Source organism: Vibrio rubrogenes (genome assembly GCF_059641415.1).
The window spans coordinates 76609-95467 of record NZ_JCARSY010000016.1; the positions used below are offsets into that span (position 1 = coordinate 76609).

General features: G+C 44.5%; 14 protein-coding genes. 4 read left to right on the forward strand and 10 right to left on the reverse strand.

Going from position 1 to position 18859, the window contains the following annotated elements:
* Window positions 1-205: 205 nt before the first annotated feature.
* Together AC55NX_RS12835 and AC55NX_RS12840 are read right to left on the reverse strand one after the other, a co-directional pair.
* Complete coding sequence (locus AC55NX_RS12835) at window positions 206-595, reverse strand: hypothetical protein (RefSeq protein ID WP_496996105.1); 390 nt, start codon at window positions 593-595, stop codon at window positions 206-208.
* 224 nt (window positions 596-819) lie between these two features.
* Window positions 820-954 carry a hypothetical protein gene (locus AC55NX_RS12840; protein ID WP_496996106.1) on the reverse strand — a complete coding sequence of 45 codons (135 nt, stop codon included), beginning with the start codon at window positions 952-954 and terminating at the stop codon, window positions 820-822.
* Between the two features lie 382 nt (window positions 955-1336).
* Here AC55NX_RS12840 and AC55NX_RS12845 point away from each other — a divergent pair, with 382 nt between their 5' ends.
* Together AC55NX_RS12845 and puuE are read left to right on the forward strand one after the other, a co-directional pair.
* Window positions 1337-2011 carry a GntR family transcriptional regulator gene (locus AC55NX_RS12845; RefSeq protein WP_496996107.1) on the forward strand — a complete coding sequence of 225 codons (675 nt, stop codon included), beginning with the start codon at window positions 1337-1339 and terminating at the stop codon, window positions 2009-2011.
* Between the two features lie 24 nt (window positions 2012-2035).
* The gene (puuE, locus tag AC55NX_RS12850; RefSeq protein WP_496996108.1) at window positions 2036-2950 is read left to right on the forward strand and encodes an allantoinase PuuE; all 915 of its coding nucleotides are present in this window, start codon (window positions 2036-2038) and stop codon (window positions 2948-2950) included.
* Window positions 2951-3068: 118 nt separating this feature from the next.
* On the opposite strand, the gene AC55NX_RS12855 is transcribed toward puuE, so the two are convergent.
* Both AC55NX_RS12855 and AC55NX_RS12860 read right to left on the reverse strand, forming a co-directional pair.
* Entirely contained in the window at window positions 3069-4037 is a 969-nt protein-coding gene (locus tag AC55NX_RS12855) for a tetratricopeptide repeat protein (RefSeq protein WP_496996109.1), read from the reverse strand.
* A 520-nt stretch (window positions 4038-4557) separates the two neighbouring features.
* Window positions 4558-5733 carry a carbohydrate-binding protein gene (locus tag AC55NX_RS12860; protein ID WP_496996110.1) on the reverse strand — a complete coding sequence of 392 codons (1176 nt, stop codon included), beginning with the start codon at window positions 5731-5733 and terminating at the stop codon, window positions 4558-4560.
* Between the two features lie 966 nt (window positions 5734-6699).
* Between AC55NX_RS12860 and AC55NX_RS12865 the strand changes: the two genes are divergently transcribed.
* Both AC55NX_RS12865 and AC55NX_RS12870 read left to right on the forward strand, forming a co-directional pair.
* On the forward strand, window positions 6700-9057 hold the full coding sequence (locus AC55NX_RS12865; protein ID WP_496996111.1) for a glycoside hydrolase family 3 N-terminal domain-containing protein: 2358 nt from the start codon (window positions 6700-6702) through the stop codon (window positions 9055-9057).
* A gap of 396 nt (window positions 9058-9453) precedes the next feature.
* Window positions 9454-10332 carry a HEPN domain-containing protein gene (locus tag AC55NX_RS12870; RefSeq protein ID WP_496996112.1) on the forward strand — a complete coding sequence of 293 codons (879 nt, stop codon included), beginning with the start codon at window positions 9454-9456 and terminating at the stop codon, window positions 10330-10332.
* A 418-nt stretch (window positions 10333-10750) separates the two neighbouring features.
* Here the strand turns inward: AC55NX_RS12870 and AC55NX_RS12875 are convergent, their stop codons facing one another.
* The 6 genes from AC55NX_RS12875 to AC55NX_RS12900 all read right to left on the reverse strand — a co-directional run.
* The gene (locus AC55NX_RS12875; protein ID WP_162841936.1) at window positions 10751-10915 is read right to left on the reverse strand and encodes a hypothetical protein; all 165 of its coding nucleotides are present in this window, start codon (window positions 10913-10915) and stop codon (window positions 10751-10753) included.
* A 15-nt stretch (window positions 10916-10930) separates the two neighbouring features.
* Window positions 10931-11644, reverse strand: a complete 714-nt coding sequence (locus tag AC55NX_RS12880; protein ID WP_077332942.1) for a zeta toxin family protein — start codon at window positions 11642-11644, stop codon at window positions 10931-10933.
* Window positions 11645-11702: 58 nt separating this feature from the next.
* Window positions 11703-12434 (reverse strand): M48 family metallopeptidase, encoded by a 732-nt coding sequence (locus tag AC55NX_RS12885; RefSeq protein ID WP_496996113.1) that lies wholly within the window; start codon window positions 12432-12434, stop codon window positions 11703-11705.
* On the reverse strand, window positions 12434-15565 hold the full coding sequence (locus AC55NX_RS12890) for a type I restriction endonuclease subunit R (protein WP_496996114.1): 3132 nt from the start codon (window positions 15563-15565) through the stop codon (window positions 12434-12436). The genes AC55NX_RS12885 and AC55NX_RS12890 overlap by 1 nt, the downstream gene beginning before the upstream one ends.
* A 10-nt stretch (window positions 15566-15575) precedes the next feature.
* Window positions 15576-17531, reverse strand: coding sequence for a DUF262 domain-containing protein (locus AC55NX_RS12895; protein ID WP_496996115.1), 1956 nt, complete (start codon window positions 17529-17531; stop codon window positions 15576-15578).
* On the reverse strand, window positions 17515-18859 hold a 1345-nt coding region (locus AC55NX_RS12900; RefSeq protein WP_496996116.1), incomplete at its 5' end, for a DUF262 domain-containing protein. The genes AC55NX_RS12900 and AC55NX_RS12895, both read right to left, overlap by 17 nt.

The window sequence follows — 18859 nt, forward strand, 5'->3', positions numbered from 1 at the left end:
CTAGAACATCAGCTTTGCTTTGATTTGTACATTTTCCAGAGCCGCACTAAACGCCATCCAACCCAATATACAACTATGATCGTCAATAACCACAATATTTTGTCACCCAACAGCATATTCAGTGATGTCATAATAAAGTAAGCACATGCGGCGAGCACGACAGAAACGAAAATCAACTTTAATTTGTCTTTGATAAATTCACTCATCAGTTCTGCCTCAATATATTGTCATTATGTCGCAGTGCATCATCAGCGGCCCAGCTTGGTAACCCGAACTCGCGAAATGCCTTCTTCAGCTCATCCGCGCTACAACGTGTCGCTCTCTTTGATGCCATGAGTGCAGAACCAATAATAGCTCCGGCGTAGAAGGCGGCAGAAATCCCGAGAATCTGTTTTGATTTTAACCCAGAACGTGCGATTGCCGTCAATGGGACATCCGAGGCTTTTGCTGATAGTGCTGTGTCAATAGCCCCAATAATACCAGCCGTTGTCGTTATCGATCCAAAAGCGGTTTTAGGGCTTGGCAATCCCATCGCCTCTAAATTACTTTCAATATTATAATTAAAGTTGTCTAAATTAAATGAACAGATATCCACTTACTTTTCACACCATCAATATGAATACAGTTTCATTATGTTAACATCGAAATACAGGATACAAAACAATCAATAGAAAGATGACTACCGATTGGTGATTTGGTTAGGTAACGTGGTGGTATGGCTTGATACATTTTATTGGCACGATGTGATGGCCGTCGGTTCGCCTTTGCTCAACCAAAGACGAACCGGAAGTTTTACACCCTAAAGCAATGATGCTCTCTTTAAGACTTTTGTTTCGCCAGCTTTAAGCTGCCGACACGTGCACGCTCCGACTCCATCAGGTACAGACACAGCGCAAACATCGCCACATAAATCGCAGCTCCTGACCAGTCGATCACTTTGCGAATCATCGCCATGCCGAACATAAACACCGTGGGCTGGTTGGTAGTAGTGTGGTTTTCATCATCGACTCTTCATGTCAAGATTGTATACAATAATAAACACAATTTACGTACCAATCTGAAATATCATGACAAAACCGTATGGTAGGTGGATTAGTGATCAAATCATCCATCAGAATTGCACTGACTCTATGCAATCTTGCAGCCTCATGGTGCACTGATGCGACAATTGAGATGAGCGACACAGCCAATCACCGTCCTGATCTCACGGAAGCAAAACATCCTGAACCGTTACGGGTTTCCGTGGTATATATATTGCTTGTATACAGATTACCGGCATAAACTGTATACAAAATGCGTCGATCAAAGAATCTAAATCATATAACGAGAAACAGCGATGTCGAATGATGAAAAAATTTATCAGAAAATGCTCAAAGCCATTGTCGAGCATCAACTAGCACCGGGCGTCCGCCTGCCGGAGGATCGGCTCTCTGAAGCATTTGGGGTCAGCCGGACCGGTATCCGCAAAGTGCTACAACGTTTGGCGTTGGAACGGTTTGTGGTGATTGAACCGAATAAAGGGGCGCATGTGAATCGCCCCACCCGACAAGAAGCAGAAGAAGTATTAAGCAGCCGTATCCTGCTCGAACCTTTGTTGATTCCCGAGCTACAACAGCACTGGGATGCTCAGCAGTCTGAGCGGTTTACTCAGATGATCCGTGAAGAAAAAGAAGCCGAACGACATGGTCATCTCTCCGATTCAATTCAGCTCACGGCTCGTTTTCACTACGAACTGGCTAAACTGGCGGGCAACTCGGTGCTGGCTGATTTTATTGAACAACTCTGTTACCGCTCTTCACTGGTAATCGCCGCATTCGGCTCACACCACAGCGTCAGTTGTGACTGTGGCGATCATGCCGAGCTGGTTGCGCTGCTCAACCGGCAAGATACACCTGCGGCTCGACAGTGGATGACACACCATCTTCATCATATCCGAGCCTCTTTGAGGCTCGAACACGATCAAACCACCGTCATTGATTTCCAGCAGATTTTTGCCGGAACAGCAAAGTAATGATAACGAAGGAAGGAATTACCCATGGAAGAGAACAATCCCCGCGATTATATCGGCTATGGCCGTACAGTGCCGAATGCCCAATGGCCGGGAGAGGCGCGTATCGCATTGCAGTTTGTCTTGAATTACGAAGAAGGCGGGGAAAACTGTGTCCTGCATGGGGACGACCATGCCGAGACATTTCTCTCTGAAATATTTGGTGCCGAGCCTTATCCCGGACGTCATCTGAGTATGGAATCCCTGTATGAATATGGCTCCCGGGTCGGTGTCTGGCGGATTCTGAATGAGTTTCGCCGCCGTGAACTGCCATTGACCATTTTCGGCATTGCGACCGCACTCCAGCGCAACCCGGAAGTGACCCAGGCGATTATCGAGGCGGACCATGAGATTGTCTGTCATGGCCTGAAATGGATTCATTATCAAAATATGCCTATCGATCAGGAACGGCAGCATATGCAAGCAGCACTGGATATCATTGAAAACCTGACCGGTAAACGCCCGATTGGCTGGTACACCGGACGCGACTCCCCGAACACGCGTCAGTTAGTGGCAGAGCAGGACAGTTTGCTCTATGACTCTGATTATTACGGAGACGATCTACCATTCTGGATGCCCGTTGCAGGTAAAGCCGAGCCGCATCTGGTGATTCCTTATACCCTTGATACCAATGATATGCGCTTTGCTTCCCCTTATGGTTTCAGTCACGGGGATGAATTCTTCCGGTACCTGAAAGATCATTTCGATTGTTTATATGAAGAAGGTAAAGACAGCCCCAAAATGATGTCGATTGGCATGCATTGTCGGATTCTGGGGAAACCGAGCCGATTTATGGCATTGAAGAAATTTCTCGACTATGTCCAGTCACACGATCACGTCTGGATCGCCAAGCGGGAAGCGATTGCCCGACATTGGATTGAAAAGCATCCGCCCGCCATTTAACCCTTCTCAAGATTAAACCCATCGGTTGAGTTCAGTCTTCAATGGCTGAACTCGTCTATTGCACGCCCGACGGTCCGAGCGCTACGTTTCATCTCTCAGTGGTTCAGGCCGAGACGGCTCAGGTCTCAATGCCCTCATCGATCAATTTCTGTAGTTCTTTAGCTCTGAGTTTGGCTTTCGCGCGATCAAAGAATGACAGACTGAGCGCCAGATTTGCGGACTGGATCCGTGCCTGTTCAGTAGATTGTGCAGCCAGAATCCACCACGCGTACCCGACCACTTTATCGATCGGTACCGCCATACCGTGAATATACATTAGCCCGAGATGATACTGCGCCAAGCCATCTCCTTGAAAGGCGGCCTTTTGCAACCATGAGAAAGCTTTCCGGGGCGATTTTTTCACCACATGCCCTTCCAGATAACAGACCCCAACCTGATATTGGGCTTGGGCAACCCCTGAACGGGCAGCTTTCATCAGCCATTGCAGGGCTTGTTGTGCGTTGTGCTCAGTTCCCTGACCTTCCAGATTCATGGTTCCGATTTGACTCATGGCAACCGGAGAGCCTTGCTCTGCCGCTTTCAGTAACCATTGATAGGCTAGCGCGAGATCCTGAGCAACCCCCTGTCCGTACCGGTACATGGTACCGACATTTGCCTGTGCTTCGGCTAACCCACACGCAGCCGCTTTTTGATTCCACGCAAAGGCTTTTTGATAATCTCTGGCAACCCCGAGACCATAATAGTAGAGACGACCGATATCCACCTGAGCTTCGGGCAGACCTTGTTCTGCGGCCTTTTGATACCATTGCATCGCCAGGCGATAATTTTGTTCAACCCCGTTGCCATCTCTGAACTGATTGCCGAGATTGTATTGGGAAATGGCATGTCCCCGCTCTGCCGCTTGCTGATACCAGTATGAGGCGGTCTGATTATCCCGACGTACGCCCTCACCATTGTGGTACATATGCGCTAATATCGCTTGTGCCAGTACATCACCATCTTCTGCCAGCGATTGAAACAGCACAAATGCTTTCGAATAGTGATTTGCTCTATAGAGTTCCAGACCCAGTTCATAACCACGTGTCATTGTATGTCGCCATCGTTACCCCGGTATTGTGCTGATTCAAGCATAGCCGTTTGCCAGAATGCCTTCAAATACAAGATCCTGACGCAAACCCGGCATCATCAGAGAGCCCCTGATATCCGGTCAATTCTATTCTTGATAACCTGATAGATCATAGCCTGATTGATAACGGCGATAGCGTTCCACCGACCCAGTAAAAATCCCCACTCATTGATATGAATGGGGATTTGCCGAACAGACATATGATCCGGACAAAGAACCTAGCGACTTAAGCTGAACTGCTGATTCACACTATTGTGATAATAATAAATCAGAATATTGGCGTTACTGTTCATATCACTGTTTTATATAACTGTTGTACACATCCAGTGCCCGACTCGATGCATTCAATGGTGAAATGCGGTACCGGATACCATTAACATCGTGATCTCAAACCGTTGCCGTATTGGTTGCGGTGAACACGCGGCTACTCAGGCCACTGCATCTGCCTTGTAAGGGGTATTTCATTCCTGATGAGTCAGCGCTATAACTTGGTTATCCGCCACCAGTTCAAGTTAAAGCCGCCCTGTTGTGCATAAATTCCAAAGTCATAAGTACCGGCATTGATATGCACGGTATGTGATAAGGTCGTCCACTTGTCCCAGCCACCGGTAGCACCAATGTCCAAATAGCCTAAAACGGTTGAGCCAGATGAGTGATCCAACGACAAGCGCCCGCCACCGTTTAAGCTCGAAACACGGTAGTCAATACGATAGTTGCCTGAGGTCGGAATTTTGATATTGCCGTAGGACATCCAGTCACCGGTGTCGATCCAACCAACACTGTCACCACCGCCGACATCGTTACTCGGCCCGGTTCCGACCCCTTTCATATTGGTATAATCTTCAGCTTCAATCTGTTTTGGGAAATCGTTTGACGGCTCATCGGAGGGGCGATCGGCATCGCGGTAAACCCGAACATAATCGACATACATCTTCGCGGGGAGTTTGCTTTCATCAATATTGAATCCGGGCCACTGACCGCCAACCGCCATATTCAGTAGTAAGAAGAAATCATTGTGTAACTCTTCGGTGCCACCGGCATTATTGGCAATGCTCATCACATGATACATATTGCCATCGACATACCAGCGAATTTCATTTTCATCCCACTCAATCGCGTAATTGTGGTATTGGCTTGCATCGAGGTTATAACTCGGGCTGGAGTAGCTCGCATGACCATTTTCTTCCCAGTGCGCAGTGCCGTAGATTTGGCTCTCCGTATTGATGTGTTCCATAATGTCCAGTTCGCCACAGCTCGGCCAGCCAACACTATCGATGTTGCTGCCCAGCATCCAGAATGCAGGCCACAGACCGCTGCCATTCGGTAAACGAATACGGGCTTCGACACGACCATAACGGAATGATGCCAAGCCCTGCGTTTTCATCCGCGATGATGTATAGCGGAAACCATTGACATCTTCACGTTTGGCGGTAATCACCAAATTCCCTTGTTCAACCGTGGCATTTTGTCGTTGGTAATATTGCAACTCCTGATTCCCCCAGCCGTTGCTGCCATTACCGGTCTCAAATACCCAATCGGGACCAATACTATTGGTAAATTCATCCTGCCAGACCAGTTGCCAGTCCGCACTCATCGCTGAGTGTGAAAACAAGGCACACCCGATAAAGCTCAATGCCGTATTTAATTTCACTTTCATTATTTATCCTCAATCAACGTTCCGTCATCAAATCAAGCCAGACATAAACATCACAACAATAATTAAAACTCCGGAAAGCATAGCAATATGGATATTCGCTTATTTGCGCATCAGGTCAAATTTTGACATTTATACAATGAACATATCCGCAAAATAATCACAAAAACAAACCAATTCTATCAATTAAAAAATGCCAAAATGTAACTAACAATAATGTAATTTTCATTTCTAAACTGATGTATCAAAAAGTTACTGTTCCATTATTTTTTAAATTAATTTATCAACGACATTAGCAAGAAACGGATATGTAAAAATTAACATTCAAAACATCGTGTAGATTCGCGCCCTTCTACTTTGCCGTACAGTATATTTATAAAACAAGATAATAGTCACTCTAATTAATTGATTATAAATCAATTAAATAACAACACCAGATATACAAATATTAACATGGATTGCTGTTCAGTCCGCGCAAGGGATATGGTGTATATATGGATTGATATCACCCAAACCACCCCCGATAAGATATAATGTTTAACCAAATTTTTAATTATTATGAGACAAATAATACAGAATATAAAAAATATCCAAATGTAATCGCTGTAGTAAAAAAGAGATAATAATGATACAAACATATTACTGCGCTTCTCATGCAGTGCGTGTTATTTATCACAAAAACGCACACAAACAGTTATGTTTCATTACGGTTTTTCTCTATTATCAACCACACACGGTATCTCCTGATAGTCATAAATGATAAACAAAATATCATATGGATTGATATAATAATGATTTGGCACAGATGACTTATCTCAACCAATGTTTCGTGTACCTTCAGTTTTTGTATTTGAATCACATTTACAAAATAACGTAACCTGATCGTGAATTTGAATAAATGCAGCGCTGCAAGACTGAGTCAAAATGGACGGTGTCTCCAATGGAGTTTTCAATGATAGGAACTTGTTTATGTCAATTTACAAAGATGCGAGCTACACAACGTCTGAACGTGTTCGTGACTTACTGTCACAGATGACAATCGAAGAAAAAATCGCGCAGTTAGGCGCACAATGGCTGATTCTCGACGAACAAGGTGATCACCAAGAACGTGAACTGGAATTTTCGAATCAGGCTGTTTCTCGTTCCGTCAAAGAAAAGCTCATGCATGGTCTCGGGCAAATCACCCGCCCTCTCGGCACACATATTGTCGATGCCGGGACTGGCGTCAAAGCTCTCAATCAACTACAAAAATATCTGGTCGAAGAAACCCGGTTAGGAATCCCTGCAATTGCCCATGAGGAATGTCTCGTCGGTCTGATGGTAAAAGACGCGACCCTATATCCCGCGTCAATCAATTATGGTCACACCTGGAACCCGGAATTGATCGAACAAGTCGCGCAAGATATCAGCCGTCAGGCAAGAGCTGTCGGTGCCAAACAAGGGTTATCACCGGTGTTGGATGTATCTCGCGATGTCCGCTGGGGACGTACCGAAGAGACATTAGCCGAAGATCCTTACCTTGTCGGCATCATGGCCACCAGTTATGTCAAAGGATTACAAGGCAAAGATCGGGACTTTATCGCCACGCTGAAACACTATGTCGGTCACTCTGCCAGTGAAGGCGCGCGGAATCATGCGCCGGTCAATATTGGTTTTAAAACACTCAATGATACGTTCCTGTTACCATTTGAAATGGCAGTAAAACTCGGCAAAGCGGGCTCTGTAATGCCGGCTTATCATGATATCGACGGTGAACCCTGTCATAGTTCTACATACTTGCTGACCGAGGTACTGCGTCATCAATGGGGCTTTGATGGTTTAGTCGTCGCTGACTACGGCGGTGTTGAGTTGCTGAGCGAACACCATGCCACTGCAACAGATCGCGTCGATGCGGCAGCACAATCCTTTAACGCCGGGCTTGATGTTGAATTACCGGACGACACATGTGCCATTTACCTCACTCAGGCCATTGAACGCGGCTTGATTACCGAAGCAAAAATTAATGAAATTGTTGCACGCGTTTTGTCAGTCAAATTTGAACTCGGTTTATTTGAAAACCCTTACACCCCGGTTCCGACTGAAGCATTGCATAATGAAGTGAGTGAAAAATTAGCTTACCAAGCAGCGGCGGAATCGATTGTCTTGCTGAAAAACGATGGTCATCTGCCCCTGTCAAAACAGAGCAAAGTGGCGCTCATCGGGCCGACGGCCGATGATCCTTTGGCGCTGCTTTCCGGCTATAGCTTCCCCGTCCATCTCATTTTTGCCGGAGTGAATGCCACCGAGCGCGTGGCAAAATCAATTAAAGAAGCGTTGGCGGAACGGGTCTCTCTGGTTGGTTATCAAAAAGGCTGTGACATTCTCACCAAACGTGAAAGCGGTGCGCCGGTATTCCCCGGTGATGTGGATATGGCGGTGACACAAGACAAAGTCTCACCCGTCAGTTTGGATACATCCGCGATTGCCTCATCTGTGTCGATCATTGATGATGCAGATGTCGCCGTTGTGTGTGTCGGCGATCTGGCTGGTTTGTTCCAAACCGGCACTATCGGTGAAGGCTCGGATGCAGATTCGCTCAACCTGCCGGGCGTCCAGCAACAACTGCTCGATGCGGCATTAGATCGCGGTAAACCCGTCGTCGTCCTCGTTACTGGTGGCCGGCCATATCATTTGGGACGTGCTGAAGACGAAGCCGCTGCCATTGTTTACGGCTGGGAGCCGGGACAAGGCGGTGCCGACGCCATCGCAGATATGCTGACGGGCGTGATCAACCCAAGCGGCCGCCTGACGGTGTCGATCCCGAAAAATATCGGTGCAGTGCCCTACTTCTACAACCATAAACTGAAAAGCTCAGGCACCCCGATCGCATTCCACTTTGGTTCTCAGTTCAACTTCGGCTTTGGGCTCAGTTATACCCACTTCGATTACAGCAATGCGACACTTGCCAAAACTGAATATGATTTTGATGAGTCGGTCGCGCTGTCGGTCACGATTACCAATAGCGGTGAGCGTGACGGTGCGGAAGTTGTGCAATTATACGTGCGGGATAAAGTCTGTTCCGTTGTTCGTCCGGTGAAGGAGCTGAAAGGTTTTAAAAAGGTTTTCCTGAAAGCCGGAGAGCAGAAAACCGTCACCTTCCATTTGCCGGTGGATATGCTGAATTTTACCGATGCTTCCAACCAACGGGTCGTTGAAGGGGGTGAGTTTGAGCTGATGATTGGCCGTTCCTCACAAGAGATTGAATCGCGCCACACCATCGAGGTCTGCTCAGGTAAAAAAGTGCTGCCGCAAGCATGGCACATGGTCTGTGATGTCACGGTAGAATAAGCCATATTCCGGCTTCGGACATTTGACCGAAAAAACAGAAAGAAGAAAGCAGAAAGAGGGGTCAGCATGTCATGCTGACCCCTCTTAGTGATGATAATCCATTCCACGTAAATGCCAAAGGTGACAGCGCTCCGTCAGTGGTACTGGCGCAATAACTGATTGCCCAGTTGCTAAGCGCAATCTATCCCCACAAGCATTAGAAAAGTATGATTTTTCCTGAATTGTGTCGCAAAGTGCCCTTGCGTATATCGCCACCAACACCAAAATCGATCACGATACCAGCATTGAATCACAGCCGGGGATCACCATGACAAAACCGCAAATCATCAACAAAAACAACGCTGCCCGATGCGGTAACGGTTTGTTTTCCCCCCGGCTCATAGTAGGATAACCGCGATGAAAACAGCACTCGACCACCTCCCGGAGCGGAAGCAACAAGAACTTCATACCATCACCACCGTATTACGCGATACGCTGGATGATTTCTTACGCAACAAAAACGGCAGTAAAGCTGAGTTTCGGATCCTCAAAATTATCCTGTTTGGCAGCCATGCCAAAGGCACATGGGTCAGTGACCGCCCCAACGGTTATATCAGCGATTACGATATTCTGGTGATCGTCAACCGCTCGTCATTGGTCGAAGAGTACGCGGTGTGGCACAGTGCCGAAGAGCAGATCGCGCGTCGGGTTAACTCCGCCCCGCTCGGCTTGATCGTCCACACGCTCAATGAAGTCCATCAGCAACTCCAGCAAGGTCACTACTTCTTTAAAGATATTCGGGAACAGGGCATTGAACTGTTCAGCGCCGATAAGCGGGAACTGCCCATGCCGGGGAATTTAAGTGAAGCAGAGCGAGTGGCAATTGCCAGTAAACACTTTAGCCACTGGTTTGAAAGTGCTGAACAACATGAAAAATATTTCAAAATTATGTTCGAGAACAAAGACTTGAATCTCTCAGCATTCATGCTTCACCAAGCCACCGAACGTTTTTTTGCTTGCACCCTATTGGTGTGTACCAACTATCTGCCCAAAACCCACAATATTGAAAGCCTGCGCTCGATGTGCGCCCAGCAAGACCCGGCCTTTGCCGAGCTATTCCCGATGGAAAACAAGTTCCACCGTCGCAGCTTCCAGCGCCTCAAACGCGCCTACATCGATGCCCGCTATTCCGAACATTACGAAATCACCGCCGAAGAGCTGACGTATTTACAAAGTGAAGTGGACAAATTACGGGAGATGACGGAACGAGTTTGTCGCGGGAGGATAGCACCCTAATTGCTTTGTCGTGATCAACTCAAATTGTAGTGATCAACTCAAATTGGACTGAGGTGCTTGGGTCTAGATACTTGGGACAATGAGGGCTAGCCACTGAATATCTTCGGTAAACGGATGAACAGCCGCCCGAATGCAGCAACGGTACTTGTTAAGCTCGCAGAATCTATCATTTACACAGCGGATTGAAAATGATGTCACTGAGAGGGTATCGAGCGCTTAAAGTGGCGATTTAAACTGTCCGTTTTAGTCGGGGCAACGACAGCCATGACGTCTTTCAATCGAATCAAACGTATAGTAGTCTTGCATATCATCACCTTTCGCTATTGGGTTAGTTCAAGGTGATGATATCTATGAATTTTTTAAAATCCAGAAACAACAAAGCCGCTTAATAGCGGCCTTGATAAAATTACGTTTTATTCTAACGACAAACACGCTGATCAGCTTTTGCGATCATTTCTTGCTGTTCTTTAATCGTTTCTCTTACCACTTTATCGAAGAGTTTACGTTTCTCGCTTGATGAAGCATGACGAATAAAATCAGAGAAAGGTGTGGATTTAACCTTTTCACGTTTAGTACCGATCATCCTTTCCTCCTTATCTTATGATTGTCTTAATCCGACGATGGTTTCGAGAGATTGGCGATTGTACTTTTTGCGTAACAATGCGTCAATGTCAGTCACATTAAAATGAGGTCTTTCGTTCTTGCCGTCAATATTTTTCTCAATGAACATAATATCAATGTCAGAACCAAATATTTTCTTTAATTCACTAACGACTTGTTGCGATTGCATAAACTGAGTCACAAACACATCTTCAGGAACTCTTCGCCCTTCAACTCTTTCTCGTGCTTTCACCAAGCGCCATGCTTGTTCTGGCTCCTGATATACAAAGATAATTTGTACATAACGTCCACGCTTTAAAGAACGTTCGATATTGTCTTTTGCTTTTTCAAAGCTAGACAATGTTGAATCTAAGATAAAACTTACATCCTTTTTTAAAGCACGATCATGAATCGCCTCTACCAGAAGAGTAGCAGGTCTTTGGAACAACGATGAATTCTCTCCATGATAATCCTCGAACTCTTTACGAAGCTCATCATTTTCGATATGGACTAGCGACATACCACTTTGAGTTTTAAACATCCTCAAAATATTACGTGCTGTTTCAGTTTTTCCTGCCCCGGGAGAACCTGCCATAAAAACAGAGACTGCAGATTCTTCCTGAGGCAAATGATCAACCATTTTCTTAGCCAGAGCCTTTTTGATTTTTTTAGCTTCAGCAATTGCCTTATCGGTAATCTCTTGGTCATTCATTGCGGGTGTCCCATGACAAATTACTGGTTAGTTCTCTTCATTAATAAACAATACAGAATCAATAACGCCAATCCTCATACGCCAAAGGCAAACTATTAAGCAAACTACGCCGCTCTCGCCAGTTAGGCATAAATTGATCCATCAGATGCTTAAAGCGCTCATTATGATGACGTTCGAGTAAATGAACCATCTCGTGAACCAATATGTATTCCAAACATTCAGGTGGTTTTTTAGCGAGTTCTGAATTCAACCACAGTCGTTTCGCTTGAATGTTACAACTGCCCCATTTGGTCTTCATTTTCTTCACACCAATCGCACTCACACTGATGCCTGTTTTTTGCGTCCAAAAAGGGAGCAAATTTTCGAGCGCTTGATGAACTTCATGACGATAAAAATGATTGAGCAATTTAACCCGATTATCCGTTGTCGTATTGGGTGTCACTTTCAGTTCTAACCATTCTGTATTTTTCACCTTAACAGCGTGCTTGACTGAACTGACAACAACATCAAGCCGGTATTGGCGTCCCCACACATAATGGCTTTCACCACTTATCATCTCTCGTGTGGTCTGGCGAGGCTGTGCTGCAAAGTCAGCTTGCTGCTGATGAATCCACCCCAATTTATGAATGATCGCCAAACGGATAGCATGCTCACTCGTATTCTGTGGCACAGATAAACGGACATGCCCATTCGGAGGTAATACACTTAAATGAATGTTCTTGATTGATTTCCGATGGACTTCGACCTCAATACTACCAATCGTCATAGTTGAACAGCTATCAGCCGGCATCAATGGTATTCCTTCTGAGCTCTAAGCAGTTTCATGACTTCGTCAATGTCGATATCATATCCGACCGTTTCGTTATTAATCGCACGGGCTATTTCACGCTCTTTAAAACGATCCCCAACCCAATCCGCTTTCTTCGTATAACGGACAGCCGCATCAATCTTTGCAGTCAACACTTCATCATTGCCTAAATTATCGTATAAAGATTGCTTCGCCATCGAATCGATTGATGCCGGATAATGGGCACTTCGATTTCCCGCTGGATTTTTCACTTTCTGCGCTAATTTACGAATTTCTTCCAAATACGCCTGATAGTCGAGTGCCTTTTTACGACGTAAACGAATAATTTCATCCAGTAGCACCGACATTTGATCATAAAATTTCGGGTTAACCGGATTCTCATCCACAATGGTTTTACGCACGTTATTCTCAATGGCTTCCGCCATCGCATCTTCATCGTCACGAATCCCTTTGGGGACAGATGTCATATCTTGCTTGTTGATGATCAAATCAATCAGACCAAACTCCTCAAAATCCATCAAGAGCTCACTGCCATCCGCACGAATATACATATCCAATAAATGACGCATCGCAGGTTCAAAACGTTTGCTGTCCAGAAGATCACCACTCGCTACTTTCACTTCGTCACGGATTTTTTCATAAAATGCCACTTCTTTGCGAATCGCTTCCGCTTGCAGCTCAGTGTAGCCCGCCTGAGTCATCTCATTAGCGAGGTTGGCGTAAGCTCGCAATAACTTCGCAACGGATTGATACAGAGCCAAACGTAGCGCTTCTTTCTCACTTCGTTCATCGGGATCAGTCGGTTCAACACCAGACTCACCACAAAAATAATGAATAAAATCCGTCGTTGCCCGCGGTGCTTTCACGGGTTCACATAATGCCCGCACCATTTCCAGCGCAACATTGAGATCCGATTTTGCGCCCACGAGCCGATCTTTCAGCAATCCGGCAACATCATCGTGGTCATAACCATCAAAGACTTCATTGGTATAGTCCTTGATCGCCTTATCTAATGAACGAAACAAGTCTTTATAGTCAACAATATGGCCGTACTCTTTATCTTCACCATCTAAGCGGTTCACCCGGCAAATGGCCTGAAACAGACTGTGATCCCTCATACTTTTATCAATATAAAGATAGGTCGCCGATGGCGCATCAAAGCCCGTTAACAGTTTATCGACCACAATTAACAAACGCATTTGTCCCGGTTCTTCAATGAAGCGTTTTTTGACTTCTCTTTCAAACTCTTCAACTCGCTTCGCAGCATCGTCTTCGCTTTGTTCGAAATAATCAGCCAGCATTTTACGATACGTATCGTACTTAAAGAGCTTCTCGGTCAGCCCTTCCCCCGTTTCCTCCCCCTTAATTGTACTGGGGGCTGGTTTATAACTGGTCACAATAGCGCACTTGCCATTCAGATCCGTCCGGCTGAACAAATCGTAAATCACACAAGCTTGATGAACACTGGCACATACCAACATCGCATTACCGCGTCTATCCATCAAACGGGGCTTGGTTTCCATATCCATCAGAATATCACTGACGAGTTGTTCTAAACGGGAGCGACTCGAAAGCACTTTCTGCATCGTGCCCCATTTTTGTTTGAGCTGCATACGCGCCAAATTCGACAGACCTTTGGTTTTCGCATCAAACCATTGATCCACTTTCTTCTGTGAGGTTAGATGTTGGTCAATATCACGCGCTTCATAACGTAAATCCAACACCACCCCATCTTCAACGGCTTCATTAAATTTATAGGTATGAATATAAGGCCCGAACACCTCTAAGGATTTTTTCTTATCCTTTTTCATCAGTGGTGTACCGGTAAAACCGATAAACATCGCATCAGGCAAAAACTCTTTCATTGCCTCATGCAATTTTCCTGATTGGGTACGGTGACATTCATCGACAAAAACAAACAAGTTGCCTTTGGGTTCAAACCCTTTTGCAGCGGCTTTTATCTCTTCAATATAACGCTGAGTCGCTGCATCGTTTTCATCTTCACTCAGTGCCTCGCCATTACGTCCAAACTTATGTACGAGAGAACACACCAACCATGGGTTTGTTTGCCCTAAAGTCGCCAGAAGATCCGCGCCACTTTGGGTGCGGTAGATATCTTCATCGACGCCAGTAAACACCTTTTCAATTTGTTCATCCAACTCAGTGCGGTCGGTAATAATTAAAACCCGTGCATCACTGACATGCTCACGAATCCATTTGGCCAACCAAACCATAGTGAGACTTTTCCCCGAGCCTTGGGTATGCCAGATAATGCCGCCGTTACGATGCTGCACATGCTTTTTCGCCGCAATAACACCGAAAAACTGATTATGGCGGCAGGTCTTTTTTACCCCGGAGTCAAAGACAATAAAATCGTGCACAATCTGCAAAAAGCGTTCTTTCTCGCACAGTTGAGCAATATGAATATCTAAAAGTGTATCGGTCTGAATATGTTTATGGGGTAATGTGTTTTCAGTTTCGGCCTCTTTCCACTCAAGATAATATTTCTCAGACGTTTCAATCGTGCCGTAACGTAATCCCTGAGTATCATTGCCGGCCATCACCAACTGCATGGTGGTGAAAAAACTACGAATAAAGGATTTCTTCTGATTATCGAGATTCTGACGAATCCCTTCAGCGACGGAGACCGAGGAGCGTTTCAGTTCAATGACACCCAACGCAATACCGTTCACATACAGCACGATATCCGGTCGTTTCTTGTGTTCGCCTTTCACCGTCACTTCCTGAGCAATCGCAAAATCATTGTTCTCAGGGTGGTTCCAATCAATTAACCACACCGTTTGATTTTGCTCACCTGCCCCTTCTTTCTCTTTCACGCCATAACGCAACAAGCGATAAACCTCTTTATTGGCGTCAAAGAGTTTTTTGCCTTCTCCCAGAGCCGCAGCTTTATCAAGCTTATGCAGCGCACGGACGATCAAGGCATTCGACACCCCTTGTTTTTTAAGCCACTGGGTTAATCGCTCCGTTTCTATATTGTTATTTTCCGCGCGATATTCCCAGTTGCCTAAATAGTCATAACCCAGTTGATCCTGAAAAAATTTCACCACTCGGTTTTGTGTGACGCGCTCTTTTTGTCCAACTACGCTCATGGTATGCCTTTTATTCCTGAGTTGAATGTAGAAGAATATCAACCATTTCTTCACCATGTTGCTGAATTTCAGTTTCAGTCCAACCGTTATTTTTTTTCGTCAGATTTATCATGTGGTAAAGCTTGAGGCTGTCTATCTCTTTCTGCTTTTCAAAATATTCTAGTTTACTATTTGGCTGGAAATTGCTTAAACGGGAATTCTTACTGTGACTGATCAAACAGAGGTTACCAAATGAATTCAAATGTTCACTATCTAGCTTAGAGAATTCACCTATCGGATGCTGAGGGTAGAAATGCTCAACAGAGCTGCGAAAGGTAAATTCAAATTCTTTAATCTTTGAGGATGACTCTTTCCCGCCTAACCAAAGCAAATAATCTAAAAAATTAAATACAAAGTTACTTTCAATCTGTCCATAGCATAATTTTTCCGTTGCGATATCCTTCAATTTTCTGTTTTTAGGTACATCTTCATCATAGCGGTCATAAAGCATATGATAATAATCTTCCCCAACACCAGGTGCTAAAAAGCGTTCAAATACAAATCGTTTAGCGATATTCATAAGATATTTTAAATAATCTTCAGCACTATTATTTTGATCGTAATATAAAAAATACAGCGCAGCATTCAACCAGTGTTTATAGACTAAAGTTGGTGTAGATACATGAAACGCAGCAAGTAGCATCAATACTTCCCGGTTAATCCCAGCATAGTCGTTATCATTATCATCAAAGCTATTGACAAAACTAACTGTGAAACGTTTTTTCTCCGGAGAATAATATTTTAGTTTTTTCAAACTCCAGTTATCTTTTCTCTGGGTAAACTCTCGTTTGATGACAAATTGATCAAACAAGTATTTACATTTAAGCAAAGCAAATATAAATTTTTTGACCTGTTTTACTGTTTGCGTTTTTTTTAACAGATGATGATCAAACTGATTAATCAACTGCTTATCATCCAGAGCAATATCTTCTTGTGTATACACACGTAAAACATGCAGCAATAAATTAGAAAAATCAATCACACTATGAAAACGATCCGGTGATTCATACTCATTAGTAGCGGTTTCTTCAGAAAATTTTTGACTTTGGTTGATAATATCAAATAAGGAGCTGGTGTTTTCAGCGTATTCTTTTTCATCTAGTCCATTCATCAAACCATCAAAATTGGTAACAGTAAATTGGCCCCAGTTTTCATGACCAAAAAATCGGTTTCTTTCTTCAACAGAGAAACCATACTGAACGTAGCGCTCCATATTCGCACACGCTTCCCACACTTTATGCAACACCTGAATTGAGCGAGTTCGATCCCTTTCATTTTTTATTTGATTCAGAACCGATAGTAATTTCGCTTTTAGTATTTCATGCTTTTCTAGCTGTTCACCGCGGTTATTCATCACTTCAAAATAATGATTAAGATCCGTCCCCTGAGGGACTTCAACTCGAATAATATTGATTCTATGAAATAGATAATGAACAAAATCCTCAAGCTTAATCGATAGTCGTTCAAGAGCCCTGCCAATAAGAATATAGCCACGAACTAGCGATTCGTTATATTCATCCCCCACAAGTAAATGGGGTTGGATCCCCTGCAATAGTCCCTTCAATGTGGCTTGTGATTTTGGCCGACTTTCAAAAGTCAGATTCAGTTGTTTCACAAGTACAGACTCATCATTCCGCTTTTGATGACTCAGATAGAGAGCCATTAACGATAACGTCGTAAATCGCTGTTGCCCATCAATCACTTCAAATACACCATCAGTTCGCCGATAAACGATCAAGGTGCCGATGTAGTAACGTGGATTTTTGATTAACGACTGATAATCCGTCACATCCTGAACCAACTGATTAATTTCTCTCTCCCCCCATGCGTAATTTCGCTGATACATAGGGATAAGATAATTCGCCGCATCACCAAGCAATTGTTGAACAGAGAATTCAACGATATGTTCATTACTCTGATTTGACATAGTAATTCATCTTCCTGAACATGCAGACAAGCGGATCCTTATCGGCATTATTATTGTTACGGTTATTACGGTTATCGCTATCAGAAAGGCTCTGTAGGGGCATCATCAAAACATCAAGCGGATCAATCGCTTCTTTAATCATTCTGAGCAAATTAAAATTGAGTACGTAATTATCCATCGTCGCCAGTTGAACGACTTGCTGTTTAATTCGCAGGGAATAAGCCCAGATAAATATCTTCTCAATAGCAGCAGAGAGAGATTCAAGACCAAATTTATCAATATAAAAAATCAGAGCACAATCAAAAATAGACCGTACATATTTGTCCCCGGTACGATGACGTTGCGGATATTTTTCATTGCTATTTAGCAGCACTAAAATATCGACAGCCATGGTTGTCAGCTCTATACCCATAAACACCCGACCTTCATCTTGCTCTGACTGGCTTATCTGCTGAACCTGCTGTTGATAATGTTCCGTCATCTCAAAAAAACGCCGACCATTAATAATGATCTGATCGAGATAAAAGGGGAAACGCATCTGATGGCCATCAATTTTGCGGTGATACTGTTGATTATAGTCGTCGACATAATGATGAGAGATACGTAGTGATTCTACGTAAGGGAAGTGACCAATCTTATCCAGATTGACACCTTTGAAAAGACTAATGTCATTCTTGCCGAAATAACGAGCTGAATGCCCCGAGGCCCAGCGGCGTACCCGATAGAGATATTGAGCAAACAATGTTGCTAACGCATCACTTTCCATCGCCTCCCAGCCCGAAACAACTGAAGCTTTAAGTGACTGTTCTTCTTGTGAAAACTCGCGTAAATGAAATGCTTTTAACAGATCATGGGGCTCAAGGTCACGCCCACGAGCATTTTGGGAATCAAAAAACTGAAACGCCTCAGAGATATCTTGCAAAACAAAAATAACCACCTGACATTGATTCAGCAAAAAATCGATATGGCTTTCGGTAAATTCATGTTTCTGAATCAACCGGGTCAGTCCCTGATAGTTACGAAGCAAATTTTGTTTGCTGATCTCGCGACTGAACTGTTGCCGCTGCATAAAAACGCGTACACAAGGTTCCAATTTATCAAGCTGCTTTTTTAAATCGGCACGTTGCAACTCAGAACGCCGACATGTCATGATTGCGTAGATTGCCAACACCAGTGTTAATATGCGCTGTTGACCATCAACAATATTTAAAACCGTAACGCCTTCTTTTTCTTCCTCATGCAGTACCACAGTACCAAGACGATAAGCCACACGCTGCTGGTGAAGCGCCAGATCCTGAAATAGTTGGCTGATATTTCGTTCAGTCCAC